The sequence below is a fragment of the Aquimarina litoralis genome (assembly GCF_019295435.1).
GTDB classification, from domain to species: Bacteria; Bacteroidota; Bacteroidia; order Flavobacteriales; family Flavobacteriaceae; genus Aquimarina; species Aquimarina litoralis_A.
This window is the reverse complement of the sequence record NZ_WEKL01000047.1, coordinates 12652-39628: the sequence shown is the minus strand read 5'-3', so window position 1 is coordinate 39628 and position 26977 is coordinate 12652. Positions and strand designations below refer to the sequence as shown.

Below are 26977 nucleotides of genomic sequence, written 5' to 3'. Positions count from 1 at the left end.
GCCTAATTGCGTATAAGCAGGTCTAAAATCATGTCCCCAAGCTGAAATACAATGTGCCTCATCTATGGCTATCAGACTAATTTCTAACTGAGTAAGAAGATTGTCTATAAAGCTCAAACTTTCTGGAGCTACATATAACAATTGAATTTGTTTGTGCTGAAGTTTTTGATAGATTTCTTGTTGTTCAGCTTCATCCTGACTGCTGTTTACATAAGCGGCTTTTATACCATTTGCTAATAATCCATCAACCTGATCTTTCATCAATGCAATTAACGGGGAAATTACTAGTGTAATTCCAGGTAATAAAAGAGCAGGTAATTGATAACATATGGATTTTCCACCACCAGTAGGCATCACCACCATGTTATCCTTACCAGAAAATATAGAATTTATAATATCTTCCTGTAATGGTCGAAAGCTGTCATACCCAAAATACTCTTTGAGTGTTGTGAAAATTAGTTCTTTTTCTGGCATAGATGCAAAGAAAGGAAAAAGAGACTAAAGGCAAAGTTTCTAATCCGAGATTTATTAAAATTTGTACCACCTAAACGTGTTGATCTAATAAAATGTTATTTCCATCAGGATCTGTTAATACAACACTTGCAGGGCCTTTCGAATTTTCATCTGCTTCTTTTTGTAATTGTATTCCCTTACTTTTTAGATATTTTTGAATTTCTCTAACATCGTCATAATTTTCAAGTGTAGTTGCAGTGTGATCCCAACCTGGATTAAAGGTGATAATATTATTTTCGAACATTCTCTGAAAAAGACCGATTAATGTAGTTTCATTTTTCATGATAAGATAATTGTTTTCCAGACTTCCTGCGAAAACCTCAAATCCTAAATTTTCATAGAATTCTTTAGAAACATTAATGTCTTTTACACTTAAACTTATTGAAAAAGCACCTAATTTCATTTGTGTATGGTTTTGTTGTTATGTTATAAATGTAAAGAAATTTTAGCTGAACTAATTGGATACTTACTATAAACTTCAATGCCTTTAATCAATAGTTAATTCGTATGTAGAAGTCTATATTAAATCAGTTTGATAAAGTTTTATATTTTCTCAATCAATGTTTTTCTAGCCATACATGGTTGCATCATCAAAATTTTCTCCGTCGAATGATTGAGCAATTAAGGAGTGATTTCCAAACATTCCATTTTCACTATAAAATATATCAATAGAATCTTTTGATAAGAGATTAATACCTTTTAACTCTAAATTATTTCTAAATGCTTTTTCATCTAATTGCGGAAATCCATCTTCATCGTCTGCCCAATTTTCATTATAATTATCTAAAAAACTTTTGACAATAGTATCTGTTGCCTTTTTTTCGTAGAGTTCAAAATTATTTAGTAATCTGTTAGCTAATGATAGGGTTTCTTCTATTGATACATCATCAGGATCCAACCGCAATTCAATTTTTCTACCTTTAAGTTCTACCGTTGCTTTATGAGCACCTTCAATATTTACATCTTTTTCTAGAATATCTTTTGTTATTTCCATTATGTTTCTTGAATCGTTACTGATGCATATTAGGCGTCTTACTCCTCAAATAAAATCGCCATGGATAATGGTGGAATAGAAATAGAGTTTTTCATCATTTCTTTGCCTTCAAAATCAAAATGATCACCCAAAACTGCGATACGCCAAAATCCTTCTAGCATATAGGTAAGACTTTCAGGTTTAGCATTGTAGATCACATAAATGTTTTTCCACTTGTCTCCATTAGCATGATTACTGATTTGATAGCTAATCAATCCTTTGGTGTCTTTGATAAATTTTAGTTTTTCTCGTACTTCGTTAGCATCTCCCATTCTAAATGCTGGATGTTCTTTTCGTAATTGTATTAGATTTTTATAATAGTTTACGACATCAACATTTTTACTTTTCCAATTCCAATCGATCTGGTTAATACTATCTGATAGATTGTATGAATTATGTTCTCCATTTTTGGTGCGTAACATTTCTGATCCTGCATGCATAAAAGCAATTCCCTGAGAGGTCATAACAATAGCGTTCGTAAGTTTTTGCATAGCAATCAATTCATCTTCCGTTGCATCTTCTCTGGAGATTTTGAGTTTATCAAAAACAGTATGATTATCATGACAAGAAACGTAAGAAACTGATTGCCAAGGTTCATTAGTCCATGGAGCTTTCGAATAATTTACTTTGTCATAGGTTACTTGTGGATGATTTATAGATCCTACAATACCCATTTTTACAGATTCTTCAGCGTTTTTGGCTCCACTAACAAAGCCGGTACTTTTTTCTTCAAAAACGGATCCTTTTAATCCATCTCTAAGGTCATCACTAAAAGCAGAAACTTTTGGCATTTCTAAAGTATTCTTTTTTAACGCTCTTTTTTCTATTGGTAAAGGAGAATCTCCTGCTGTCCAACCTTCACCATAAATAAAAATATTAGGGTTTATAGAATGTACAGTTTCTGTAACTTTATTCATCGTCTCAATATCATGTATTCCCATCAAATCAAAACGAAAACCATCTAAATGATATTCTTTTGCCCAAAATGCTACAGACTCTGTTATAAATTTTCGCATCATAATACGATCAGAGGCTGTTTCGTTTCCACAAGCTGAAGCATCAGAAAATTTACCATCTTCCCATTGACGGTAATAATAACCCGGAAGTTCTAGATTAAAGTTTGAATTTTCAGTTCTGCCGGTATGGTTATACACAACATCCAAAATCACTCCAATTCCATTATCGTGGAAAGCTTTCACCATTTGTTTAAATTCCTTGATTCTTACTTCAGCTTTGTAAGGATCTGAAGAAAAAGATCCTTCAGGAACATTATAATTTTGAGGATCGTATCCCCAATTAAATTGTGGAGTATCTAATTTTGTTTCATCGATAGAGTAGTGGTCATAGGTGGGTAAAAGGTGAACATGGGTAATTCCTAATTCTTTTAAATGATCAATAGCGGTACTTACATTCTCAGGACCTTTTGTTCCTTCTTCTACTAGTCCTAGATACTTCCCAGGTTTACTGGATCCAGATTGCGGATGAATCGTCATATCTCTAATATGCAATTCATAAATAATCGCTTCGTTAGGATTTTTTATTGCTAGTCCTTTATCCTGATTCCATCCTTTTGGATTCGTGGTTTCAAAATCTAATACCATGCCTCTTTTACCATTCACGCCAGTAGCAGTTGCATAAATTCCTGGTGTTTCTTCCAACCAATTACCATCTATCATTATCTGATAGGTATAATATGTACCATGAAGATCTTTGTTAATTTGAGTACTCCATATTCCTTTCTCTACATCTTGTTTTAAGGATATGGTTTCTATAGGATTTCCATCATTTCCACTTGTGAATAAATGTAATTGCACCTTTTGCGCAATGGGAGACCAAATTTTAAAGGTAGTAGCCTCTTTGGTGTAATTTACCCAAAGATTCGCATCTGTTGGAGTAGGATACTCCTTAAAACTGGTATAGGTGATATGTTTTTCCGTACATGAGATACTACAAGATATAACAAAAAGATAAAGAAATATACGTTTCATTGACTGGTGTTGTTTTTCTAGAGAAAGAACGATCATCAGTACTAATCTTATTTAAAAAATTAGATTGATATTATTTATATCATTCCAACTGTAGATGGTTGTTAATTGGTTAAATGGTTGTTAATTGGTTAAATGGTTGTTATAGGAATTAAGAGCTATATATTATGAAAATAAATCTGAACTTAAGTATCGATCACCACGATCACAGATGATAGCTACTAATACACCACTTTCCAAAGTTTCAGCAAGTTTTAAAGCAGCAGTAACGGAACCGCCACTACTCATTCCAGAAAATACGCCTTCTTCTTTAGCAAGTCTTTTGGCCATTTCTGTAGCCTCATCTTGACTTACTTCAATTACTTGATCCACTTTTGATGGGTTAAAAATTTTAGGAAGATACTCTTTCGGCCATTTTCGGATTCCTGGAATTCTTGATTCGTCAGTTGGTTGCACTCCTACAATTTGAACAGAGTTAGACTGTTCCTTTAAATAGGTAGAAGTTCCCATAATCGTTCCTGTAGTTCCCATTGAGGATACAAAATGCGTTATTTTACCGTCGGTATCTCTCCATATTTCGGGACCTGTCGTTTTATAGTGTGCTTTCCAATTATCATCATTAGCGAACTGATTTAGCATAATATAGCCTTCATTTTTCACTTTAGCTTCAGCATAGTCTCGAGCACCTTCAATCCCTACATCCTGAGAAGTTAAAGTTACTTTAGCGCCATAAGCTCTCATGGTTTGAACACGTTCTTTGGTTGAGTTTTCTGGCATCACCAATTCAATATCTAACTTAAAGATACCAGCGATCATTGCAAGGGCAATCCCTGTGTTTCCACTAGTTGCTTCTATAAGTTTTGAAGATTGATCAATATCTCCACGTTCAAGAGCAGACTTGATCATATTATAAGCAGCACGATCTTTAACACTTCCGCCAGGATTGTGACCTTCTAATTTTAGATATAATGTAATATTTGGATTTTTTATTAAGGAAGTTGCCTTTACCAAAGGTGTATTTCCTATAAGGTCTAAAATGCTATGAGACATTAAATAACTTTTTTAATCTTTATTTCTGAAGTGTTTGATATAACCGAGTTTTCTGGAACTGAGGATGTGATCCAGGCATTCCCACCGATGGTACTATTAGCACCAATAATTGTACTGCCACCCAAAATAGTGGCATTAGCATATATAGTTACATTGTTTTCTACCGTTGGATGTCGCTTTACATTACGTAACTTTCGATCCACATATAAACCTCCTAAAGTAACTCCTTGATAGATTTTTACATTATCTTTTATGATAGCAGTTTCACCAATTACAATACCTGTTGCATGATCAATGAAGAAAGATTCTCCAATTTCAGCACCAGGATTGATATCTGTTCCTGTAAGTCTATGCGAATATTCCGTCATTAACCTTGGAATTAGAGGCAATCCAAATTTTAAAAGTTCATGACTTAATCTATAGATAGCAATAGCATAAAATCCAGGATAAGCTAAATATACTTCCTCTATAGAATTAGCTGCTGGATCACTTTTCATAAATGAATCTGCATCCTTATTTAATTTTTGGAGTATCTCCGGAAGTTTTTCTAAATAGGATTGCCAAATTTTGCTACATGGCTTTTCAGTTTCCCAACAGGCAAGATCAACTAACTCCTCGAATGTTTTTTCAAGGATATCTATATTCTTTTCTACTTCTGTGTCAGAATCGAATAAAGTATAGAAAAGAAGATTGGTAAAATACTCTGTTCTTTCTTTTAACTGTAGCTTTAGATTAGGATTCTTTTTTTGCTCCACAATCTTCGCTATGATTTGATCTTTTTCTTTAGTCATCGTACCTCTTTTGAAAAGTCTAGTAAATATATAGAATAAAGAAATAGAGCAGTCTTATTTATGTGTAAATACTTACATTTTTTAGGGAATTATAACAACTGCTACCAAAAATTCCGATTAATACATAAAATTACGTTAAACTTAGAGACTGCTTATAGAATTTAGTAATTTTAAAAACCAAACCATATATATGAGTACTATTCCAAAATCAGCTTTCGAATTTCTTAAAGATTTAAAAAAGAATAATCATAGAGATTGGATGCAAGAACACAAAAAGCGTTATCAGTCCAATGAAAAAGAATTAAAAGCATTTTATGCAGCTATTGTAGAAAAATTAAATGAAGATGATGAAATAGAAAAGACTAAGGTTTTTAGGATCAATCGTGATATTCGATTTAGTAAAGATAAAACTCCTTATAATGTACATAGAAGTGTGAGTTTTAGTCGTGCTGGTGCGCATAGAAGAGGAGGATATTACTTAAGATTGGAGCCTGGAAATTCTCAAATGGCAGGAGGTTTTTTTGGGCCAGAACCTAAAGATTTACTTAGAATAAGAAAGGAATTTGAAATGGATGATCAGGAAATTCGTGAGATTCTATCCAATTCAGAATTTAAAAAAGCTTTTGGAGGTTTCAATACAGATTATCAGGTAAAAACTGCCCCAAAAGGTTTTAGTAAAGATCATCCGGCAATAGATTTGATAAAGAACAAATCCTTTTTTGTTGTTAAAAACTTTACCGATAAGGAAGTTTTTGCACCAAACTTTTTAGAAAACCTTGTTGATCATTATAAACTATTAAGACCTTATTTTGATTACATGAGTGATGTTTTAACAACAGATCTAAATGGAGTATCCTTGTTAGACTAATGATGTAATTTTTGTGTAGTAAGAACGACAATTATAACTGAATTGTAACCACAATATAAATCAACAAAAAAATCTTAAAATGAAGAGAATAGCAATAAATGGGTTTGGACGAATCGGGCGGGCTGCACTAAAAGTAATTATGGATGAACCCGAATTAGAAGTTGTAGCTGTTAATGACTTGATGTCTATAGAAAATGCACAATATTTATTAAAATATGATAGCGTATATGGTATTTATGATAAAGAAGTAAGCGTAGAAGGAGATAATTTATCAATCGCCGGTAAGAAAATTAAATATTTTAATCAAAGAGATCCTGAACTACTTCCTTGGAAAGAAAACAATATCGATGTTGTTATTGAGAGTACAGGTTTTTTTACGAACAGAGAAGATGCTGAAAAGCATATAAAAGCAGGTGCGACAAATGTTGTGATTTCAGGTCCTACTAAGAGTAAAGACACACCGACTGTAGTGCATGGAGTGAATACAGAAGATGGAAAAACAGCTATTTTCTCTTGTGCAAGTTGTACCACTAATAATATTAGTCCTGTGGTAGAGATATTAGGAAGAACAATTGGAGTTAAAAAAGCCATATTAAATACCATACATGCCTACACTGCATCACAAACATTAGTTGATGCTCCATCTAAAAAGAATCCACGAATGGGTAGAGCAGGAGCAGTAAATTTAACACCAACTACAACTGGAGCTGCGATCGCTACTACGAAAGCTTTACCACAGTTTGAAGGTAAGTTTGATGGTATTGCTGTTAGAACTCCTGTTCCTGTTGGTTCTGTGAGTGATGTTACATTTATTGCGGAAAGAAATACAACAGCAGAGGAAATCAATGAAATACTTGAGAAAGAAGCTAAAACCGAACGCTACCTAAAAGTACTAGATGTTACTTATGAACCTATCGTATCCTCAGATATTCAAATGAATCCTTTTGCAGCAACAGTGGATGCTTCTATGACTAGAGTAGTTGACGGTGATTTGGTAAAAATAATGATCTGGTATGATAATGAATGGGGATTTACAAACCAGATGATACGACAGATATTAGAGTTGTAATATCGAAATTTGAGGTTATCTATTATATTAAACCTTTTGTTTGTAATAATTTTAACACAAACTAAACTTTCGTATTATATTTTTGAGACTTTAAGTTAAAAATTTAATACGAAAGTTTCTTTTATGAGGTTCTGGATTAGTATATGCTTTTTTGTTTTCATACATCAAGCTTTTTCTCAAACGGTTAATAATTCAGAAAAGAGATCATTTATAGTAGGAACTACTAATGAAAGTATCACTGTAGATGGCATGTTGAATGAAGCGGTGTGGAAAAAGTTAACTCCAGCAAAAGATTTTGCACAATACTTCCCGAATGATTCGTTACCAGCGGCTGCGCAGACTGAAATCTACATGTGTACGGATCAAAAAAACTTATATATTGGTATTAAATGCTATGCAGCTGGAAATGATTGGAAAGTAGAATCATTAAGACGTGATTACCGTGCAGGAGGTAATGATAACATCACTTTAATATTCGACACTTTTGATGATCAGACGAATGCATTTTATTTTGGAATTAATCCAGAAGGCGTTTTAAGAGAAGGAACTATTAGTAATGGAGGTAATGTTTTTCAGGATTTTTCAACTTCTTGGGATAATAGATGGAAAGGTAATGCTAAAAAATTTGATGGCTATTACACCGCTGAAATGGCAATTCCATTCAGCACCTTTCGATATCCAACACCTTCAAAAAAATGGGGTTTTACTTCTTATAGATTTGATACACAGTCTAATGAAATAAGCGTATATCCGGGGACTCCAAGAAATCAAGTGGTTTTTACATTAGCATATCCAGCAGAAATGATTTGGGAAGATGATCTGACTACAAAGAGTAGTGCTATTTCTTTGATTCCCTTTGTGTCTTCAGGACTTAATAAAAATTATGAAGATAATACACCGACAGATCAAATTTTTGAATTAGGAGGTGATGCAAAGATAGGATTAACGCCTGGTTTAAATCTTGATTTGACAGTAAACCCCGATTTCTCTCAGGTTGAAGTAGATACACAAATTACAAATCTAGATCGTTTCGAGATTTTTTTCCCTGAGAGAAGACAATTCTTTTTAGAAAATGCAGATCTTTTTGGGCAGTTCGGTTTTTCTAATATCAATCCTTTTTTTTCCAGACGTATAGGAGTTGCCCAAGATGTAGTTGCCGACGAATTGGTTCAGAATAGAATTTACGGAGGTCTTCGAATAAGTGGAAAACTAGATCCAAAAACTCGAGTTGGTTTGTTAAATATGCAAACAGAAGCGAGCAAAGCAAAAGGGATTCCTGGAACTAATTTTGGAGTAGCAGTTGCTCAAAGAAAAATAGGAGTTCGTTCTAATTTAGGAATTATTGCTGTTAACAAGCAAGCGATAGACTTTGATGAAAATCTAGATACCTTGGATATCAATAGATACAATAGGATGGTAGGAGTCGATTATAATTATTCGACAAAAAGTAATACTTGGTTTGGGAAGAGTTTCGTACATGGAACGTTTTCTCCAGACACAGATCTTGCTATTGCCCAAGGATCTACTCTAAATTATAATACAAGAAAGTTTGGAGCTTTGTGGCGTCATGAGTACGTACATGAAGATTATAATGCAGAAGTAGGTTTTGTGCCTAGAACTAATTATTTCAGAATAACACCAAGTGCCGAGTTACGATATTATCCTCAAAATGATTTACTCAATAATCATAATTATAGTGTGTCTGGTGATGTTTTTTGGAGACCAGAGTTCGGTAAAACGGATCATTTTTTCTCAGTGGGTTGGGGTGGTGAATTAACACAACGCTCTAATTTTGGTTTTAATTTAAATCATAGCTATGTGTATCTTTTTGATCCTTTTGATCCAACCGGTACAGATTCAACTCAATTAGATGGAGATCAGGATTTTTCCTGGGTTAGTTTTACTGGAAATTATAGAAGTGATAGAAGGAAAGTATTTAGTTGGAATTTAAGCCCATATATTGGTGAGTACTTTAATGGATGGCGATATGGAACTAGAGGAGGATTTAATGTGCGCTTTCAGCCTAAAGGTTTTTTCTCGTTGAATTATGCCGTGAATGTTTTCGACTTACCTCATTTAGATGGTACCCGAGAAACATACCTTATAAGCCCAAGAATTGATTATACCTTATCTAAGAGCTTATTTACTTCTGTTTTTGTTCAATATAACTCTCAAAGCGATAATACAAATATAAATGCCAGAATTCAATGGAGATTTGCACCAGTTTCGGATCTGATACTTGTGTATACTGATAATTATTTTACTGGAAATGATGCTAGTCCTGCAGACCGATTTGCTTTTGATATAAGAACAAGGTCAATAGTTCTAAAAATCACGTATTGGCTGAATATATAAAAAAGTTGATCTTATAGCGTCAAATTTTAATATTCTAAAGGTATTTTCATAATGGTTTCTACACCATTATTATTTTTTAGATTTCTGAATATGAAATCAAAATTCTTATTGTAAAGGGTATGCAATCTATCTTTTATATTTTTAATTCCCATTCCTGAAGATGTAGTACATGCTATAATCTCGCCGTTATTAGTAATATTAATTAGTAATTTATCATCCTCTTTTGAGATACTTAGTTTTATTTTAAGATTTTCTACATTATAAGAATATCCATGTTTAAAAGAGTTTTCAATAATGGGTTGAATAATCATACTTGGAATCAATACCTTCTCGATATCTTCTTGAATTTCGATATCTATGTTTAGATGGTCAGAAAACCGTATTCTCATAATATCAAGATATTTATTTAGTATTGATATTTCTTGATGAATAGGGATTAAATTTTCATTTTTAATAATTAAAACTTCCCTTAATAAATCTCCTAAATAAGCGATCATATCTTGAGCCTTTTTTTGATCTTCTATTATTAAAGCAGAAATACTGTTTAATGTATTAAATAGAAAATGAGGATTTAGTTGAGATTTTAATGCCTCCATTTTGATATTAATAAGTTGCTCTGATAGTTGTGCTTTCTGAATCTCTATTTTTATGGTTCTATTAATGTAATAATAGGAATAGATTATACTTACAAAACCTACATATCCTAGAAAATCACGACTTGATGAATATACCAATTGAGATATAATTTCGCTTTTAGAAAAGGCAATAGTTCCACCTTCAGTAATTGTTAAATAGACTACGCCTGATAACGTAACAAGTAAGCCGTAAACCCACGATAACGTAAAATGGATGATAATGATATATAACCACTTATAGTTTCGATTAATCATGATTTTGGTTACCACAAGAATAATAAAAACGATAGGAGTAATTGTAACCGCAGTGGGAATTAATTGTTGAATAATTATACTAAACCATTCAATATTTTTATGAACCTTATTTTCAAGATAATTTAGAGTTAATTCTTGGAGTATCGTCACTGTTTTGTATGCACTGACATATCCCATAAGGATCAAGAATAGTTTTTTATCTATTAATTTTCCCAATTATACTCCCATTTTGATTAAAAAATCTTTTTTATAACTCTTGCTAATCTTAAACTGATTACTGTCTTTCATTTTAACATCGATTGCTCCATAACCAGAATTTATAAGTTCCTTCATAAAATCAACATTAATAATTGTAGATCGATGGATTCTTATAAAATATTCCGGATTTAAAATTTTAAGTAAATTTTGCAGAGATTCCCTAAGGAGATATTTTTTGTTTTCAGTATATATTTCAGCATAATAGTTAGACGCAGTTATATACATAATATCATTTAGAGGTATAAATATAGTTCTGTTTCTTAATGGAATAGGAAGTTTTTTGGTCGGGTTTTTGTCTGCAACACGGATATAGTGCATTAGGTTATTTACCTTTTTTTGGAGTTGGGAAGTGTCTTTTTTATTAAGAGCTTCAATCGCTTTATTAACAGATAAATAAAACCGCTCTTCGTTAAAGGGTTTTAATAAATAATCAAAAGCAAAAAAATTAAATGCTTTTAATGCGTACGAATCAAAAGCCGTTACAAATATTATCATAGGTGTTTTTACTGAAATTCTTTCTAGAATATCAAAACCATTCATATCTTTTAACTTTATATCTAAAAAAATAAGATTTGGTTTTAATGTGTCAATCATTAAAATTGCTTCCTTCCCAGTTTTACATGTACCAACAACATCAATCGCGGACTCCGTTCTTAGTAAATTATTTATTAAGTTTCTTGCTAAAGGTTCATCATCAATGATTAATGCTGAAATTTTCATTTCTTAAATATATTCATGTTCACTATTTGATTATTGAACAATTTAGACAAAAAATATATGTCAATTGCTTATTAATTGTATTCACATCAAAATATGGGGTATTCACTTCAAAAAAACTGTAATCTGCTTCAAAATGATATAAGCATATCGTAAAAACAAATAATTTTAAATTCAAAATCATCTTAACACTTCATTAATTTAAAAGTAAAAAAATGATAAAACTTTATGTTTTAATATTCATCATAGTATCATCAGTTGTTTATGCTCAAGAGGTAACTACAGTTTTAGATTCACCAGATGCAGTTGTAGACGATGCATTAGTTTTGGATTCTAGAGGTAATTTGTTCGGATCCAATTTTTTTGGGGATTCTGTCTATAAAATAACGCGGTCGGGAGAAGTGAGTGTATTTGTATCCGGATTGGCAAATCCTAATGGACTAGCTTTTGATCGTCAAGGGAATCTTTTTATTGCAGAATTTAGTGCTTCTATGATTCATAAGTACGATAAAGAAGGAAACCTGATACAAAGTTTTCCAGTAGATGGTATACCTTCTGGAATGATTCAGTCAAGGTTTAGAAATTCTATTATTTATACTGATGTACGTAATAATGGAATCAATGAGTTATTATCCGACGGAACGGTTAAGGTATTGTATAAAGGAGAACCGCTTAATGCACCAGTAGGTTTAGCTTTTGATCGAAGAGGAGCTTTATATATAGGTAATTTTAATGATCGAAAAATATATAAATTAAATCCTAGAAGTGAAGAGTTAGAATATATTGCTACGGTTCCAGATTCTGGAACAGATTTTCCTTTTTTAGGTTTTATTACATACGCAAATGGTTCGCTTTTTGGGACTGTTTATGGAGAACATAAAATTTATGAAATTAATCCCAGAGAAATTGATGATGTTTCCATTTTCGCAGGCAGTAGTAACGGAGCTATGGATGGAGATATTACCAAAGCTACTTTTTCTTATCCGGCTGGAATTGTGGCGAATAGGACAGGAACTGCACTATATGTTTCTGAACTTAGTGGAATTGGAAACATAAGAAAGATATCAAAGAAACCTTATTTTCCTTATCGTAGTTTTGCTTTGGAAATATTACGAAACCCTGTTAAAGATATTCTTAATCTAAAAATTACTTCAAAAAATGAAGGAAGTATAAATATTATGATTTATAGTCTTTTAAAGGGGGATTTGATTTTTGAAAGCCAAGAATTTATAGAGAAAGGAGCGTTTAAAACTCAAATAAATTTAGAAGGCTTTAGAAAAGGAGGATATATTTTAAAAGTTGAGAAGAATGGAGATAAGAGAAGTAAAATTTTTATAAAAAACTAAAATAATATTGAGTATATAATTTGTTTCGTAAAAGATTGTTATTACGAATTAGAATTCTTTGATACGGTTATCAAGCAAAAAGGTTGATTCTTTTGAAATCAACCTTTTCCATTTACTAAAACATTATTACAGATTAAATCTGACTTAATCCACCATCAACTTCTAACTCTACACCATTTATATAAGAAGCATCTTCTGAAGCTAGAAATAAAGCTGATTTTGCAATTTCTTCAGAAGTTCCAAATCTTCCTAAAGGTACTTGCTCAGCAAAACTTTTCCCTATTTCTTCTATCACATCTTCTGATAATCCCATTTTACCATAAATAGGAGTTTCAATAGGTCCAGGAGCGATTGCGTTTACTCGAATGCCTCTAGATTTTACCTCAGATGTAAGTACTCTTTGATATGCTCGTAAAGCACCTTTAGAAGCAGAATATATTCCATATCCTTCAAACCCTTTTTGATGCACTATTGAATTGGTAAATAAAATAGTACCTCCATCATTAATATGGGGTAACGCTTCTTTTGCAGCGATTATAGGTCCTTTTACATTGATATCGAATATCTCATTATAATGATCTTCGGTAACATCTGTTGCAGGAGCAGGAGGAGCGATCCCAGCATTCAGAAAAAGAATGTCTATTTTACCATATTTGCTAGTAGCTTCTTCAATAAGATGTTTATTATCTTCAGCTTTTGAAACATCTGCTTTCACTGTGATGAAATCACCTTCCAGTTCTTTGGCTACTTCATCTAATGCTTCTTGTCGTCTACCAGATACTACTACTTTAGCTCCTTCTTGTAAGTATAATTTTGCAGTGGCTAATCCTATGCCGCTATTAGCTCCTGTAATTACGGCAACCTTATTTTCTAATTTGCTCATTTTTTTAGTTTTGTTTTTATGATTATATATTATTAATAGTTTCTGTTGCTTTTGCAATTACTTGTTCAGCATCTGCCATTATTTGATCAGAATTAATGAACTCTATATCTGTGATTCCAACAAAATTTAAGAATGTAGTCATATATCCAGTAACATGATCTACGGCTGTTCCAAGTTTTGTTCCACCCGTTGTTATAATGACATATGCCTTTTTGGTTTCTAAAAGTCCAACAGGACCGTTTTCTGTATATTTGAAGCTAATCCCTGCTCTGGAGATAAGATCGATATATACTTTTAATCCAGCAGATACTCCAAAATTGTACATAGGAACAGAGAATATATAAGTATCAGCTTTTGAAAACTCTGTAGCTAGAATATTTGAAGGAGCGACTGCTTTTTGTTGAGCTTCAGTTTGTTGATCTTCAGGTGTAAAATAAGCTGTTACGCTATCTTCATTACCCAGTTGTACAAGTTCATCATAGTAAACATCACGGTTTTGAATGTTAAATTGTTCTGATTTTTGAAGTTTTTCCTGTAATACATCAGCTAACTGTCTGCTAATGGATGTTTGTTTTCTTGGACTACTGTCGATTCTTAATAATGTTTTCATTTTATAGGTTTTTATTCATTTGAAACGATCGTTTCATATTTGATTAAAAAAAAAATTATTTAAGTACAGATAATATAGTATCTATTAAATTTTCAAGTTCTTCTTTATTAGTATTCAAAATACCAGTCATTCTTAATCCTTGGATAGATGAATATAGATATAAAGCGTATTGTGTGGCAGTCTGATCTTCGTTAATAATCTTTTCCATTTGACCATTGTGTACAACATCTTCTAGTAACGCCATCATTTGTTCCTGATTTTGTTCCATAAATGACTTAATTAATGGTTCTTGATTTACCATTTCGGATTTACAATTAACGATCAAACAACCTTTACGATCTTCGTCTTCAATAATATCTTTTACATACATGTTAAAAATAGATCGCAGTGTATCAAAGGAGTTTTGAGTTTGTACAATTTCCTTTCCCATTTCCTTTTTCCCATTTTTCTGATAATGAAAAAGTACTTCCATGAAAATTCCAAGTTTACTACCAAATGAATTATAAATGCTAGATCGATTTAAACCTGTCGCATCAACTAAATCTTGCATAGATGTACCATTATACCCCTTTTTATGAAACACCTGAGTGGCATTACATAAAACGTTTAATCTATCAAAGGTTTCTACTTTAGGCATAATTTATTGAAATGAACGTTTCAAATTTAAAAAATATTTAAATACAGTTTGTTATAAAAATATTAAAGTTTTTATTTTGGTTTATAAATTGAGCTTCATCATAATATCTTTTTGCTTTTCTGAACCTAGCATAAAAGAATGTGTGTCAAAGGGAATAAAGCCATTCTTTTTGTAGAATTTTATGGCTCTTATGTTTTCATTCCAAACACCTAACCAAATAAAATCCATCTTATCTTTTTTGGCAACTTCTATAATCCAATTAAATACAGCTTGGCCAAATCCCATGCTTTGAAAAGCCTTTCTTATATATATTCGTTCAACTTCCACAGCATTACTATCTTTAATTTCGGTTTGTGCAGAACCAAAATTTAATTTGATATAGCCTACTATGTCATTTTGATATGTAATAAAGAAGAATTGGGATTCAGGATGTAGAATTTCTTCAGTAATTTTATTAAGAGTGAAATTTTGATCAAGATACTTTTGGATATTTTCTTCTGTATTTAAAGGAGGTCCAAAAGCATCATAAAAAGTGGTTTTCCCAATTTCCAGCAATTCATAGGTATCTTTAGGAAGAACTCTTTCAAAATATAACTCCTTAGATTCCATATAAAAAATGCTAACTAGATGATTCTCTTTATAACTCTCAACTTGTGGGTGTATAAACGTTTTTCACCGTTAAAAATTCCTGTGTGATCTATACGATCCACGCGCACTTTTCCATGCGCGTGGATAATATAGTTATCTTTCATAATAATGCCTACGTGTGTAATAGCACCTTCTTCATTATCAAAAAATGCTAAATCACCAGGCTCGCTTTCCTCAATAAAACTTAAAGGATCTCCTTGTGTGGCTTGAAGAGAAGCATCTCTCAATAACTGATATCCGTTAAGCTTATATACCATTTGAGTAAAACCACTACAATCAATTCCAAAATTTGTTCTTCCTCCCCATAAATAAGGAGCATTTAAGAATAGATAAGCGGTTTCTATAAGTTTTTCTTTAGGTTGTTGTTCTTGTATTCTATTACCATCAAACTGATGATTAAAAAAGTCTAAAGCACTAAGAGAAGAACCTAATGATATCGGCATCAATTGATTATCTTCACAGCTTACAAAATCTATTAAATCAGATGCCACATCCAGAGATTTAGCATCAAAATCTTTATATTCTTGATCGGTAATCTCTATGTACTGTTTATTATCAATCCAACCTTCATAACTATCAAAAGCCAAACGTATTCGACTCCATTTTTTTCGTTTTTCTAAAACTTTAAAATGTTCTCCGTATAGCACCTGTGAAACCATTTCACTAGGATCATTAGGTTCAGAACGTAGAGGTACAATACTAAGATTGCAAATACCGTATAACATGTGTACTCTTGAAAGCTAGATATTAGACATTTAATAGATCAGAAAATTTTTGTGAACAGTTGATTAAACACGTTCGATTACCATAGCAGAAGCACCGCCACCTCCATTACAAATAGCAGCAGCTCCTATTTTTGCATCGTTTTGTTCTAAAACACTCATTAAAGTAATTAAAATACGAACACCTGAACAACCTAATGGATGACCAAGTGAAACAGCACCTCCGTTTACATTTGTATTTGAATCATTTAATCCTAGTATTTTCATATTTGCTAGTCCTACTACCGAGAAAGCTTCATTAAATTCAAAGAAATCAACATCATCTAGATTAATCCCTGCTTTATCAATAGCTTTTGGTAAAGCTTTAGCAGGCGCTGTAGTAAACCATTTTGGCTCCTGTGCAGCATCTGCATAACTTTTTATTTTCACTAAAGGTTTTAGGCCTAACTCTGCTGCTTTTTCTGCACTCATAACAACAACTGCTCCAGCTCCATCATTAATAGTAGAAGCATTAGCAGCAGTTACTGTTCCATCTTTTGTGAATGCAGGTCGTAAAGCTGGAATTTTTTCCATTTTTACGTTTTTATATTCTTCATCTTCAGTAATCATTACAGGTTCTCCACGACGTTGAGGCACTGGCACAGGAACTACTTCATTTGCAAATTTACCTTCTGACCAAGCTTTAGCAGATCTTTCATACGACTGAATAGCAAAAGCATCTTGATCTTCTCTGCTGAAATTATGCTCAGTAGCACATAGATCAGCGCAAACTCCCATGGCGTTTTGATCATATACATCAACTAAACCATCTCTTTGCATTCCATCTTCTAGTGTTTGGGATCCAAATTTATGTCCAGCTCTCAATCTAACATAATGCGGAATTAAGCTCATATTTTCCATTCCACCTGCTACTACAATATCAGCGTCACCTAATGCTATCGCTTGTGCAGCGTGCATAACAGCTTTCATACCACTTGCACATACCTTGTTTACTGTAGTACAAGGAACACTATCACTTATTCCTGCTCCTAATGCAGCTTGCCTTGCTGGCGCTTGACCATTTCCAGCTTGTACTACATTACCCATAAAAACTTCTTGTACCAATGATGGGTCTAGATTAATTTTGTCTAATGCACCTTTGATTGCTATGGATCCCAATTGTGTAGCTGGAACTGTTGATAAACTTCCTAAAAAACTACCGATTGGTGTACGTGCTGCGGATACTATTACAACGTCTTTGCTCATTATATTGAATTTAATATATCTATGTTTGTTTTTTGCGAATTTAAGGATTTTTGAAGGATATACATAGCTTAGTTTTGAGCGGATAATCTAAGTTATCAAGGATATATTCATCCCTTTTAAGATCTCACTTCGTACTGACTTATTTTTTAGTACTTTTGATACCCATACGAATATCAAAGTGAAGAAATTTTTTAACAATTTTTATAAAAAACAATCTTTATTATACAAAGGTTTTTTATTCATAAGTACACTAACACTTATTGTTTATCTATTTCCTAAAGGTGGAGTGTTTAAATATGAATTTACGAAAGGAAAACCATGGCAATATGAAAACTTGTATGCACCTTTTGATTTTGCAATAGCAAAAACCGAAGAGGAAATTACCGCAGAAAAGAAAAGGATTGAAGATAATAATATTCCTTATTTTGAATATGATACGATCATTTCAAATGTTGCAAAAGATACATATGATGCAGCTTTTAAAAGTAATCTAGAAACATTAGATCAAAGTAGTTCTGGAAAACAAGCGAAATTATTTGGTAGAATACTTTTGAATGATATTTACAGATATGGTGTGTTGCAAGAGTCTTATAGTTATGAAAATAAGCGACAAATATTCTTGAATAAAGGTAATAAAGCGGAAGCAATTACATTTGGACAGATATTAACTCCAAGTTCTGTAACAGCACTTATCAATACTAGAATTGAAAAAAGTGAATATGTTAAGTTTAAAAGCGGCTTTGTTGCATTGTTTTATGATTTAGTAAAACCCAATGTATCACTTAATCAAAAATTGACAGAAAGCACCTTAGAAAATGAGCTAGCACAAGTGCTTAGTACCAGAGGAAGTGTTTCTAAAGGCAGCAGAATTATTGCTAAAGGAGAAGTAGTAGAAGGAAACAGGTTGCAAATATTAACTTCACTAAAAGCAGAATATGAATCACAGGTTTGGAGTGATAAAAACTTTTATTGGATTGTATTTGGATATGGTATTTTAGTATCCTTAGCATTATTGATGTTATTACTATTTATCAGAAAATATCGCAGAGATATTTTTGATAATAATACGCAGGTAACTTTTATCGCCTTTAATATTCTATTGATGGTATTGATAACTACCTTGGTAGTAAAATATAAATCAGATTACATTTATATAGTACCGTTATGTATTCTTCCTTTAATTCTAAAAGCTTTTTTCGATTCAAGATTAGGGCTTTTTACTCATGTGGTTACTGTACTAATATTAGGTTTTGTTGTACCTAATAGTTATGAGTATACATTTTTGCAGATTATAGCTGGTATTGTCACTATATTAACTATTTCGGAATCATATAAAAGAGCCAATCTTTTTATAACCGTTGGTCAAATTACGTTGATTTATATTGTTGCCTATATCGCTTTCCATATTATTCAAGAAGGAAGTATAAGTGATATAGATTGGACTACGATTGGTTTGTTTGTAATTAGTGGATTTGCTACACTGATTGTACATCCATTGATATATGCTTATGAAAAATTATTTGGATTAATTTCGGATGTTTCTTTATTAGAATTGAGTGATACTAATTCTACATTATTGAAAGAACTTTCAGATAAAGCACCTGGAACATTTCATCACTCTCTTAACGTAGCAAATATAGCAGAAGCTGCAGCAAATGAAATTGGAGCGAATGTAATGCTAGTTAGAGTAGGCGCCTTGTATCATGATATTGGTAAAATGGCGAATCCAACGTATTTTACAGAAAATCAAACCGCTTCAGGAAATGCACACGATGTTTTATCTCCGAAGGAAAGTGCTAAAATTATTATCAATCATGTGATCAGAGGTATCGAAATTGCAAAGAAGTATAACTTGCCCGATCGTGTAATTGATTTTATAAGAACACATCATGGTACGAGTACTGTATATTATTTTTATATGAAGGCGAAGGAAATCAATGAAAATGTTAATATTGAAGATTTTCAATATCCTGGCCCTAAACCATTTTCAAAAGAAACTGCTATTTTGATGATGAGTGATAGTGTAGAGGCAGCTTCCAAGAGTTTAAAAAATCCAACTAGTAGCCTTATTGATTCATTTGTTGAAAAAATAATTAATAAACAAATGGATGATGGACAGTTTTTAAATGCCAATATTACTTTTAAAGAAATTCAGCAAGTAAAAAAGGTATTTAAAAGAAAGCTTACGAATATTTACCACCTAAGAATTGAATATCCAGARTAAGTTATTTTGGTATGTTATTTGATTGTTAAAGTACCTCACAAATCATCAAACTTAGGTACTATGAAAACCAACTATTATTTAGTAATCATTTTTTGTTCAGTATTAGCAAATAAATCCTATAATCAAATTCGAATTGGAGGTGGAGTTTCCATCGATGTCAGTATAGATCTACCACTTCCTGAAGTTGTAATTGTAGACCAAAAACCTAATCCAGAAGTAATTTCTCAACCTAGAAGAATACCTGTTTACGAAAATGTCTCTTTTGGAGAAATCCAAAATCAAAATGGTCCATACGGTAGATTGATATATCAGGTTTCTAATGCTCAATTAGAGTCTTATGATAGCCGAGAAGAACGTGTTATCTATTCATTAGATTCTGGAGATATATTAGAGATTTTATTGATAACAGTTAACGCACAAGATTATAACTATCATAGTTACGGTTCTTGCGATTGTTTGGATAAAAATCGAATTGTTGAAGTATTACTTAATCGACAACCCATACTTTTACGAGATGGTAGTTTATCTTTACAACCAAGCGCTAACGGATTTCATTCGGTAATAAATCTACACAGCAAATTTGAGGGAGATTTTAATGGAACCGTTAATTTTTAGAAAGGTATTTTTTATCCATCCAAAATGTTCCGAAAGGAATTATAGAACATAAAAGAACTATAAATAGAGTTTTGTTATTCCATTTTTTTTCATATTTCATAAGAATAGCAAAAACGATGTATAAAAGAAATAATACACCATGCGCCATACCAATTACTTTATTAGGCTCTGGAGATGCAAATAAGTATTTTAATGGCATGGTTACAAACAAGATAAGTAAGTATGAAATTCCTTCTAAGTAACTTATAAGCTTGAAAATAATCGTCATATGCTTTGTCTTATGATTGTAAGTTGCAAATGTAAGGTTCAAAAGACTTCAAACCGTGAAAAAAATCAATTTTTACGAGGAAAATCCAATTCGAAAACCGCTAAATTAAAATATGGAATTGCAGAAAGTAAATGATCAAAGATATCTGCAACTATTTTTTCATAGTTTTTCCATTCTTTATCATTACTAAACGCATAAATTTCAAGAGGAGTTCCATGAGCAGTTGGAGCTAACTGTCTGCTCATTATGGTCATTTCATTATTTATATAGGGATGATTTTTTAAGTACGACTCCACATATTGTCTAAATACTCCCATATTCGATAGATTACGCCCGTTTATTAAAAATTCTTTATTTGCTTGATTTTTAGTGTTGTGATCTTTAATTATTGCTTGTAATTCGGTGATATAATCTTCTATTAAAGCAATTTTTTTAAGCTTATTTACATCTGTATCTGATAAGAATTTAATGCTTGACGCCTTAATGAGTATGGCTCTCTTGATTCTTCTACCACCTGAGTCCATCATTCCACGCCAATTCCTAAACGATTCTGAAGTTAAGTGATAGGTAGGTATGGTAGTAATTGTTTTATCAAAATTTTGGACTTTTACCGAGGATAAGTTAATTTCTATAACATCCCCATCAGCTCCATATTTATCCATAGTGATCCAATCTCCTATTCGTACAGTATCATTTACCGCGACTTGTATACTTGCAACAAAACCAAGAATAGTGTCTTTAAAAATTAAGAGAATCACTGCAGACATGGCTCCAAGAGCAGTTAAAAATGTCCATATTGATTTTCCGGTAATAGAAGAAAATAGAAATATACTTCCTATCGCCCATACAATGATCATGAAAACCTGAACATAGCTATCAATAGGCTTGTCTTTAAAGGAAGCTAAAGATTTTAAAAAATCACGAAACGTTCTTAAAATACTTCTGACTATCCAAATGGTTAAACTGATCACCAGAATATCAAATAAAATTTCCAAATAACTTTCGGCAATTGGAAATGCAATAAATAATTGAGGTATCACCCAAATACTTATAGATAAGGGTATAATATGAGACAGGTAATCGAAAGTCTTGTTTTTAACTAAATAATCATCGAAGGTATTTCTTGATTTAGAAGCATATTTTCTAAACAAGTTCAGTAATACTTTTCGAATAACTCTATCAAGTGCAAAGACTACTATCAATAATACAACAACGCCTATTATTACATTTAGATACTCTGCAATCTCTTTAGAAACACCTTTAGAAACTAAAAGCTTATAAAAATATCTAGTCAGATCTCGCATTATACAAAAGTAATACAGGTAGCAATAAAATTTTAAACTAAATTAAAAATAGCTAAAGCGTATAAATAAAATCTTACAAAACGAAGTAATCCAAATAATAAATAGCTAATAAAAGAATATCGTATCATCCCTGCAGCTATACTTGTTATAGAAAATGGAATAGGTAGTAGTGCTCCAACAACAATTAAAAATCCGCCCCATTTTCTGGTGTTTTTAATGTGTTTTGCCATTTTTACTTCTAGATAATCATGTACAGAAGGTATTTTAGTTATCGCTTTTCCTATATAGTAGGAAATAACACCACCTAAGTAAGAAAGTAACGCTAAGATGGATAAATACAAAATAGGACTTGATGCTTTATCACTCCAAGCAATAAAAATCTCTGGTGGAATAAGTCCTAAAAGTGATTCAGAAGCAAAAAAGACACTAAATACGATGTAATCTGAATAATTTTCAGTCACATAAAGCAATAGATCATTAATATTAATAACAAAATAATTAATAACTAATAATCCTGCAATGAAAAGTAGGATAGGAGGTAATGCTTTTTTAAGACTAGTTCCTAAAAATTTATAAAATCCTGTATAGCTATAATATTGATGCAATAATTGCAATCTCGTTTTTTTGACAGATCTGGGATTCATTTTCATAACAATTTTTCCACAAGGCAACAAAAGTAATATTTAAATCAAATTTTATAGTTTATAAAATCATAAAATTTGTCGTCAAGTCATTCATATCATTACATAAAACTAACTAACTATTTAATTCGGGCCTTATTGTTCGAGATAGATAAAAAAAAGACCTTGATTTTGTCAAGGTCTTTTGTACATATTTTTAAAGAAAATCGATTAATAGGCATTTAATGCATCTCTATAATCTGATAAATCCATTAAATTCATTTTGTTCTTAAGGTCTTTAAGCAACGAAATTAAATACATCAGGCTTTCTATTGGATCAACTTCCTCATTTTTCTCTTGTGTAATTTCTGCATCTTCAATTGGATCATCATCAGGTATAGGTATTAAGAAACTATCATTTTCTTCCAAGTGCTCATAAGTTAGTCTTAATACTTTTACCACTAGAGGAACTTGTTGTTCTAGTGCAAAGGATCGTAAACTTTTAAGATCTTCTATTAAGGTGTCAGTATTTATTCCAGATGTTTCAATATCCGCCAGAATTTTATCAATTAATTTGAGTGCCTTTTTATTTTCCAAGGATTATAAAATTAGTAGGGTTTTAAAAAAATGATTTCGGCAAATTTAACTCTTTATATACTTCTTTAAAATCTTTTAAAACAATAAATTTATTTTTTAGTGTTAAAAAATAAATTCAAAAAAATATAGAATTAATATTTAGAGGAATTTTCCCCATAAAATACTGATATGTAAGTCTTTATTTAGACTGATTTTAACTAATGCTTGTATTCCGGCTAAAGTTTGAGGTTAAACCGTAACCAAAATTCCTTAATCCTCTTTATCTTTGAAAAGTATTCCAATTACAATTTTTCCCTTACTTTTTTTGTTTTCCCCAACACTTACCTCCTTGAATACAGGAGGTAAGTTCTTTTTAGGGAATTTTTAAAATAACGCTACTGTAGTATTTTCATCTTCTGGTTTAATCGTAATCAATAATTTTCGTTTACCTAACGTACTAACTTTGTATACTTTAGTTCCTGTGGTCCAATTTTCTTTTCTTATCGCTTGAGGCATCATTGGGAAACCATAACTAAATTTGGATCCATCTGGTTTTGGGCCTATCACAAAGAAATGGTTTCTTGATAATGAGTTGTTTTTGATCTTAAACTTTATAAATTTAGCGTTTGACTTGTTATTTTTCTTAGTCTTTGTGGCTATTCGTTTTACATCTCCCTTTATTTTTTTAGGAGTATTTAAGACTTCTAAGTTGGCGTTTTTGTCAAGTTTTGTAGTTAATTCTTCCGTAACTCGCACTTTTGCACTTCCACGACTCCATATATCTATACGTGCTGTTTCTGCTACTAAACCAGAGGCATCAATAGAAGCCATTTCGGCCCCAATACGAAGTTCTTTTGTCTTTCCTTCAAGAAAAATTTTGCCTATAGGCGCCACAATTTGGATATAATCATTATTCAGATTAATGATTCTTGTAGTATCATGTGTTCCGCTTTCTACTCTTTTGATATTAGGTGCTCCGATTACTATTTTTGCATTTTCTGAAGGTGAAATCCATTCTTTTTGATCTAGATACAAGGTTCCATCAACTACTTCTTTATCTATATAATCTAATAAGTTAGCATCTGTAGTTATCGTTATACTTTCGTCTTTGGATTGATCAATGATTACTTGTGCGTAAAAGTTGATCTTTATATTCGAAATTTTTTTAACGTTGTAAGTTTTTGTTACAATTTCCTTATTTCCTCTTATTTGCGCTATTCCTGTTAATCCTATTAATAGGATAATTAGATGTATTATATTTTTCATGATGATATGTTCTTTAAATGAAACTTTTTGTTAGACCTTTATTTATTTTTAATGTCCACTTTTTTGTAAGTAAATAATCAATACCAAATCTTCCAGAACCTAGAATAAGATTGTAAATACTGATCCATAAGAATCCCATTGCGGGTAACATTCCCCAAAGTCCTTGATCCCATTTTTGAAAGATAATGGCTACTAGCATGGTACATAGGATAAAGAAAGATGCTACTCTCGTTTTAAAACCAAGTGCAAGAAATACGCCTCCAATAGCTTCACTGGCAGCACCCATCCATGCAAAAAATACTGGGAACATAGCAAAAATACCTCCATATTCTGCAATGTCTTTTGGAAACCACTCAACAACTTCTAAGAAACCTAGATCTGGTGAACCTTCAGGGCTCCAAGGAACTCCAAATTTACTTCCTCCAAAATTTACTGCTAAAAAATAACCGCATACGATTCTTGGAAAAGCAAATAGTAAATCTGCAGACCAATGGTTCATTGTAATGGGTTGAATAATTTTTTTGATTACATTTTTCATAACTGAAACGATTTTTAGATTGTTTGATGATTCAAATGTCTGAATCGTTTCTGGTTACTGCGCCCCAAAACAAAATAGGACGGCTCAAATTATAATTTGAGCCGTCCTATTAAAGTGAGTCTGTTTTGTAAAAACCTTATTTTGAAGGTTCTAGCAATATTATTTCATAATCCGACTTTATGGTTACACTTCCATCTTTAACAGTAGTTTCTGTTCCAGAATACGTGTCAATTACAGCAGTTCCATCCTTAAAAATGGTATCTACTTTAATAGTTTTTGTTCCTTTTCGCTGATTTAAACTTATGACAACTTTATCCAAAACATTGTTTTTATTGTATGTACGAGAAAAAACATAAGGAGTTTCACTAATCATTTTATGCTTTCCAGCTCCAATTGCAGGATGATTCTTTCTAAATTTTCCTAATTTCTGCCAATGCTCCAATAGTAATTTAGTTTCTTCTTTTTCAAGATCTTCCCAGTTCATTTTTGACCTTAAGGTAGCATCTCCCTGAGTTCCCTCAATAATTAAGGATCTTGCAGTCTCATCTCCATAATATACTTGAGAAATTCCAGGAGTTAATAATAATTTGGTTGCCGATTCGAAAGTTTTATTGCGTTCTTTATCAAATGGATCTCCGTCATCATGAGAACTAATATAGTTCATAACACTTTTACCAATGAGTCCTGTATGCAGTGCAGCACTATATTTGCTATACAATTTTTCGTAATCTAATTTTTTTGCATCATACTTAAACTGAAAGTTGATCAGGTTATCAAATCCATTTGCGTAATAATCAACTTTACGATCACCAAAATCATAAAAACGCTTACCATCGATTCCATATCCGTATAATTCTCCTAGTACATAGAATTCATTATTATCTAATACTTTATCAGGATTGTTCTTTTTCCATTCTGTAAAAGCAAGTTTTGCTTGTTCTGCTAAAACAGCCCAAACTCCTTCTTCTACATGTTTTACAGTGTCTACTCGATATCCATCGATTCCAAGTTCTCTTACATAATCAGTGAGCCATTTAATAATGTAATTTTTTGGAGTCTTTTTAAGCCCAGTTTTAGCAAAAAAGATTTCTAATTCATCCATTTCGCTTTCTAAACGTCCTTCTTCTTTCCACTTATCTAATAAAGGTTGAGGAAGTTTTACCTCATCATCACTTTCTGTCTTTACATCTGGTAAATTTGCAACTAGCGTACATTTTACCGCAGTTTCATAATCTTTATAGCTACATTGAGGTCCAGTACGTACCCAATCACCTGACCACACAGGGTCTTTTTCAGTGACAGGTCCTGTATGATTAATCACTACATCCATTAGAATTCTAATTCCATTTTGATGTGCAACTTCTACTAATTTTTTAAGATCTTCATACGTACCAAAATTTGGGTCAATTGTGGTCCAATCTTTGGCCCAATATCCATGGAAAGCATAGGTATTTCCTGTTCCTTCATCAACACTATCATGTATTTGTTCTACCAATGGATTTATCCAAAGTGCGTTTATTCCCAAATTCGTGAAGTATCCCTCTTCAATCTTTTGTATAATTCCTTTGATATCACCTCCTTCAAAACCTCTCAAAACAGCTGTTTCTTTAGTTCTGTCCAAAACTTCATCGTTACTGGTATCTCCATTATTGAATCTATCTGCTAATAAAAAGTAAACATTAGCGGCATTCCAAATGAAAGGTATTTCCCCTTTAGAGGTAGATTCGGTATTTTCTGCTTCTGTAATTTCTGTTTTTTCTGATGTTGTTTGAGTTTCCTTTTTACAAGAAATTAATAAACTCATACAAACTAGTAGTGTAGTTATTAATAAGTGTTTCATGTGTTAGTTTTTGTATTTCAAAAATTGCTTTTGGTTTGATTAAGAAGTTTTGAAATAATAATACATAAGAATTTAAGATGCTAATCTATAAAAATGAACCAAATAA

The 26977-nt window shown here is 31.8% G+C and carries 27 protein-coding genes; 6 read left to right on the top strand and 21 right to left on the bottom strand.

Annotation, left to right across the window (positions count from 1 at the left end):
- From GBO31_RS19355 to epsC, 6 genes are all read right to left on the bottom strand, one after another.
- On the bottom strand, nt 1-474 hold a 474-nt coding region (locus GBO31_RS19355), incomplete at its 3' end, for a DEAD/DEAH box helicase (RefSeq protein ID WP_219010121.1).
- Between the two features lie 70 nt (nt 475-544).
- Entirely contained in the window at nt 545-916 is a 372-nt protein-coding gene (locus tag GBO31_RS19350; RefSeq protein WP_219010120.1) for a VOC family protein, read from the bottom strand.
- 165 nt (nt 917-1081) lie between these two features.
- Nucleotides 1082-1507, bottom strand: coding sequence for a DUF2262 domain-containing protein (locus GBO31_RS19345; RefSeq protein WP_219010119.1), 426 nt, complete (start codon nt 1505-1507; stop codon nt 1082-1084).
- Between the two features lie 38 nt (nt 1508-1545).
- The gene (pulA, locus tag GBO31_RS19340; protein WP_219010118.1) at nt 1546-3534 is read right to left on the bottom strand and encodes a type I pullulanase; all 1989 of its coding nucleotides are present in this window, start codon (nt 3532-3534) and stop codon (nt 1546-1548) included.
- Between the two features lie 162 nt (nt 3535-3696).
- Entirely contained in the window at nt 3697-4581 is an 885-nt protein-coding gene (cysM, locus tag GBO31_RS19335; protein ID WP_219010117.1) for a cysteine synthase CysM, read from the bottom strand.
- On the bottom strand, nt 4581-5372 hold the full coding sequence (epsC, locus tag GBO31_RS19330) for a serine O-acetyltransferase EpsC (protein ID WP_219010116.1): 792 nt from the start codon (nt 5370-5372) through the stop codon (nt 4581-4583). The genes cysM and epsC overlap by 1 nt, the downstream gene beginning before the upstream one ends.
- A 190-nt stretch (nt 5373-5562) precedes the next feature.
- Between epsC and GBO31_RS19325 the strand changes: the two genes are divergently transcribed.
- From GBO31_RS19325 to GBO31_RS19315, 3 genes are all read left to right on the top strand, one after another.
- Nucleotides 5563-6240, top strand: a complete 678-nt coding sequence (locus GBO31_RS19325) for a DUF2461 domain-containing protein (protein ID WP_219010115.1) — start codon at nt 5563-5565, stop codon at nt 6238-6240.
- Between the two features lie 79 nt (nt 6241-6319).
- The gene (locus GBO31_RS19320) at nt 6320-7309 is read left to right on the top strand and encodes a type I glyceraldehyde-3-phosphate dehydrogenase (protein ID WP_219010114.1); all 990 of its coding nucleotides are present in this window, start codon (nt 6320-6322) and stop codon (nt 7307-7309) included.
- 123 nt (nt 7310-7432) lie between these two features.
- Nucleotides 7433-9664 carry a DUF5916 domain-containing protein gene (locus GBO31_RS19315; RefSeq protein ID WP_219010113.1) on the top strand — a complete coding sequence of 744 codons (2232 nt, stop codon included), beginning with the start codon at nt 7433-7435 and terminating at the stop codon, nt 9662-9664.
- A 26-nt stretch (nt 9665-9690) separates the two neighbouring features.
- Here GBO31_RS19315 and GBO31_RS19310 read toward each other — a convergent pair whose 3' ends face one another.
- Both GBO31_RS19310 and GBO31_RS19305 read right to left on the bottom strand, forming a co-directional pair.
- Nucleotides 9691-10770 carry a sensor histidine kinase gene (locus GBO31_RS19310; protein WP_219010112.1) on the bottom strand — a complete coding sequence of 360 codons (1080 nt, stop codon included), beginning with the start codon at nt 10768-10770 and terminating at the stop codon, nt 9691-9693.
- Nucleotides 10771-11532 (bottom strand): LytR/AlgR family response regulator transcription factor, encoded by a 762-nt coding sequence (locus tag GBO31_RS19305; RefSeq protein ID WP_219010111.1) that lies wholly within the window; start codon nt 11530-11532, stop codon nt 10771-10773. It abuts the gene before it with no gap.
- A gap of 212 nt (nt 11533-11744) precedes the next feature.
- On the opposite strand from GBO31_RS19305, the gene GBO31_RS19300 reads away from it, so the two are divergent.
- Nucleotides 11745-12875, top strand: a complete 1131-nt coding sequence (locus GBO31_RS19300) for a T9SS type A sorting domain-containing protein (RefSeq protein ID WP_219010110.1) — start codon at nt 11745-11747, stop codon at nt 12873-12875.
- 133 nt (nt 12876-13008) lie between these two features.
- On the opposite strand, the gene GBO31_RS19295 is transcribed toward GBO31_RS19300, so the two are convergent.
- From GBO31_RS19295 to GBO31_RS19270, 6 genes are all read right to left on the bottom strand, one after another.
- Nucleotides 13009-13758, bottom strand: coding sequence for an SDR family NAD(P)-dependent oxidoreductase (locus GBO31_RS19295; RefSeq protein ID WP_219010109.1), 750 nt, complete (start codon nt 13756-13758; stop codon nt 13009-13011).
- A gap of 22 nt (nt 13759-13780) precedes the next feature.
- Nucleotides 13781-14368: an FMN-dependent NADH-azoreductase gene (locus tag GBO31_RS19290; protein ID WP_219010108.1), complete on the bottom strand. Its 588-nt coding sequence runs from the start codon at nt 14366-14368 to the stop codon at nt 13781-13783.
- A gap of 55 nt (nt 14369-14423) precedes the next feature.
- Nucleotides 14424-15005 (bottom strand): TetR/AcrR family transcriptional regulator, encoded by a 582-nt coding sequence (locus GBO31_RS19285; protein ID WP_219010107.1) that lies wholly within the window; start codon nt 15003-15005, stop codon nt 14424-14426.
- A gap of 81 nt (nt 15006-15086) precedes the next feature.
- A complete protein-coding gene (locus GBO31_RS19280; protein WP_219010106.1) occupies nt 15087-15614 on the bottom strand; it encodes a GNAT family N-acetyltransferase in 528 nt (175 codons plus the stop codon).
- A 14-nt stretch (nt 15615-15628) separates the two neighbouring features.
- Nucleotides 15629-16378 carry a C40 family peptidase gene (locus GBO31_RS19275; protein ID WP_219010105.1) on the bottom strand — a complete coding sequence of 250 codons (750 nt, stop codon included), beginning with the start codon at nt 16376-16378 and terminating at the stop codon, nt 15629-15631.
- 63 nt (nt 16379-16441) lie between these two features.
- Nucleotides 16442-17620: an acetyl-CoA C-acyltransferase gene (locus tag GBO31_RS19270; RefSeq protein WP_219010104.1), complete on the bottom strand. Its 1179-nt coding sequence runs from the start codon at nt 17618-17620 to the stop codon at nt 16442-16444.
- A 178-nt stretch (nt 17621-17798) separates the two neighbouring features.
- Between GBO31_RS19270 and GBO31_RS19265 the strand changes: the two genes are divergently transcribed.
- Together GBO31_RS19265 and GBO31_RS19260 are read left to right on the top strand one after the other, a co-directional pair.
- Nucleotides 17799-19844: an HD family phosphohydrolase gene (locus GBO31_RS19265; protein WP_219010103.1), complete on the top strand. Its 2046-nt coding sequence runs from the start codon at nt 17799-17801 to the stop codon at nt 19842-19844.
- Nucleotides 19845-19904: 60 nt separating this feature from the next.
- Nucleotides 19905-20459: a hypothetical protein gene (locus GBO31_RS19260; RefSeq protein WP_219010102.1), complete on the top strand. Its 555-nt coding sequence runs from the start codon at nt 19905-19907 to the stop codon at nt 20457-20459.
- Here GBO31_RS19260 and GBO31_RS19255 read toward each other — a convergent pair.
- The 7 genes from GBO31_RS19255 to GBO31_RS19225 form a co-directional block, all read right to left on the bottom strand.
- The gene (locus GBO31_RS19255; protein ID WP_219010101.1) at nt 20449-20727 is read right to left on the bottom strand and encodes a DUF3817 domain-containing protein; all 279 of its coding nucleotides are present in this window, start codon (nt 20725-20727) and stop codon (nt 20449-20451) included. The genes GBO31_RS19260 and GBO31_RS19255 overlap by 11 nt on opposite strands.
- A gap of 65 nt (nt 20728-20792) precedes the next feature.
- On the bottom strand, nt 20793-22031 hold the full coding sequence (locus GBO31_RS19250; protein WP_219010100.1) for a mechanosensitive ion channel family protein: 1239 nt from the start codon (nt 22029-22031) through the stop codon (nt 20793-20795).
- 32 nt (nt 22032-22063) lie between these two features.
- The gene (locus GBO31_RS19245) at nt 22064-22681 is read right to left on the bottom strand and encodes a YqaA family protein (RefSeq protein WP_219010099.1); all 618 of its coding nucleotides are present in this window, start codon (nt 22679-22681) and stop codon (nt 22064-22066) included.
- Nucleotides 22682-22882: 201 nt separating this feature from the next.
- Nucleotides 22883-23248 carry a hypothetical protein gene (locus GBO31_RS19240; protein WP_219010098.1) on the bottom strand — a complete coding sequence of 122 codons (366 nt, stop codon included), beginning with the start codon at nt 23246-23248 and terminating at the stop codon, nt 22883-22885.
- A 363-nt stretch (nt 23249-23611) separates the two neighbouring features.
- Nucleotides 23612-24493, bottom strand: a complete 882-nt coding sequence (locus GBO31_RS19235; protein WP_219010097.1) for a GIN domain-containing protein — start codon at nt 24491-24493, stop codon at nt 23612-23614.
- A gap of 13 nt (nt 24494-24506) precedes the next feature.
- Nucleotides 24507-25031, bottom strand: coding sequence for a DoxX family protein (locus GBO31_RS19230; RefSeq protein WP_219010096.1), 525 nt, complete (start codon nt 25029-25031; stop codon nt 24507-24509).
- A 136-nt stretch (nt 25032-25167) separates the two neighbouring features.
- Entirely contained in the window at nt 25168-26871 is a 1704-nt protein-coding gene (locus GBO31_RS19225) for an alpha-amylase family glycosyl hydrolase (RefSeq protein ID WP_219010095.1), read from the bottom strand.
- Nucleotides 26872-26977: the final 106 nt, after the last annotated feature.

What these genes read in the sequence shown, in the direction of transcription:
- GBO31_RS19350 (WP_219010120.1), bottom strand. Translation starts at nt 916, where the DNA reads ATGAAATTAGGTGCTTTTTCAATAAGTTTAAGTGTAAAAGACATTAAT.
- GBO31_RS19345 (WP_219010119.1), bottom strand. Translation starts at nt 1,507, where the DNA reads ATGGAAATAACAAAAGATATTCTAGAAAAAGATGTAAATATTGAAGGT.
- pulA (WP_219010118.1), bottom strand. Translation starts at nt 3,534, where the DNA reads ATGAAACGTATATTTCTTTATCTTTTTGTTATATCTTGTAGTATCTCA.
- cysM (WP_219010117.1), bottom strand. Translation starts at nt 4,581, where the DNA reads ATGTCTCATAGCATTTTAGACCTTATAGGAAATACACCTTTGGTAAAG.
- epsC (WP_219010116.1), bottom strand. Translation starts at nt 5,372, where the DNA reads ATGACTAAAGAAAAAGATCAAATCATAGCGAAGATTGTGGAGCAAAAA.
- GBO31_RS19325 (WP_219010115.1), top strand. Translation starts at nt 5,563, where the DNA reads ATGAGTACTATTCCAAAATCAGCTTTCGAATTTCTTAAAGATTTAAAA.
- GBO31_RS19320 (WP_219010114.1), top strand. Translation starts at nt 6,320, where the DNA reads ATGAAGAGAATAGCAATAAATGGGTTTGGACGAATCGGGCGGGCTGCA.
- GBO31_RS19315 (WP_219010113.1), top strand. Translation starts at nt 7,433, where the DNA reads ATGAGGTTCTGGATTAGTATATGCTTTTTTGTTTTCATACATCAAGCT.
- GBO31_RS19305 (WP_219010111.1), bottom strand. Translation starts at nt 11,532, where the DNA reads ATGAAAATTTCAGCATTAATCATTGATGATGAACCTTTAGCAAGAAAC.
- GBO31_RS19300 (WP_219010110.1), top strand. Translation starts at nt 11,745, where the DNA reads ATGATAAAACTTTATGTTTTAATATTCATCATAGTATCATCAGTTGTT.
- GBO31_RS19295 (WP_219010109.1), bottom strand. Translation starts at nt 13,758, where the DNA reads ATGAGCAAATTAGAAAATAAGGTTGCCGTAATTACAGGAGCTAATAGC.
- GBO31_RS19290 (WP_219010108.1), bottom strand. Translation starts at nt 14,368, where the DNA reads ATGAAAACATTATTAAGAATCGACAGTAGTCCAAGAAAACAAACATCC.
- GBO31_RS19285 (WP_219010107.1), bottom strand. Translation starts at nt 15,005, where the DNA reads ATGCCTAAAGTAGAAACCTTTGATAGATTAAACGTTTTATGTAATGCC.
- GBO31_RS19280 (WP_219010106.1), bottom strand. Translation starts at nt 15,614, where the DNA reads ATGGAATCTAAGGAGTTATATTTTGAAAGAGTTCTTCCTAAAGATACC.
- GBO31_RS19275 (WP_219010105.1), bottom strand. Translation starts at nt 16,378, where the DNA reads ATGTTATACGGTATTTGCAATCTTAGTATTGTACCTCTACGTTCTGAA.
- GBO31_RS19270 (WP_219010104.1), bottom strand. Translation starts at nt 17,620, where the DNA reads ATGAGCAAAGACGTTGTAATAGTATCCGCAGCACGTACACCAATCGGT.
- GBO31_RS19260 (WP_219010102.1), top strand. Translation starts at nt 19,905, where the DNA reads ATGAAAACCAACTATTATTTAGTAATCATTTTTTGTTCAGTATTAGCA.
- GBO31_RS19255 (WP_219010101.1), bottom strand. Translation starts at nt 20,727, where the DNA reads ATGACGATTATTTTCAAGCTTATAAGTTACTTAGAAGGAATTTCATAC.
- GBO31_RS19250 (WP_219010100.1), bottom strand. Translation starts at nt 22,031, where the DNA reads ATGCGAGATCTGACTAGATATTTTTATAAGCTTTTAGTTTCTAAAGGT.
- GBO31_RS19245 (WP_219010099.1), bottom strand. Translation starts at nt 22,681, where the DNA reads ATGAAAATGAATCCCAGATCTGTCAAAAAAACGAGATTGCAATTATTG.
- GBO31_RS19235 (WP_219010097.1), bottom strand. Translation starts at nt 24,493, where the DNA reads ATGAAAAATATAATACATCTAATTATCCTATTAATAGGATTAACAGGA.
- GBO31_RS19230 (WP_219010096.1), bottom strand. Translation starts at nt 25,031, where the DNA reads ATGAAAAATGTAATCAAAAAAATTATTCAACCCATTACAATGAACCAT.
- GBO31_RS19225 (WP_219010095.1), bottom strand. Translation starts at nt 26,871, where the DNA reads ATGAAACACTTATTAATAACTACACTACTAGTTTGTATGAGTTTATTA.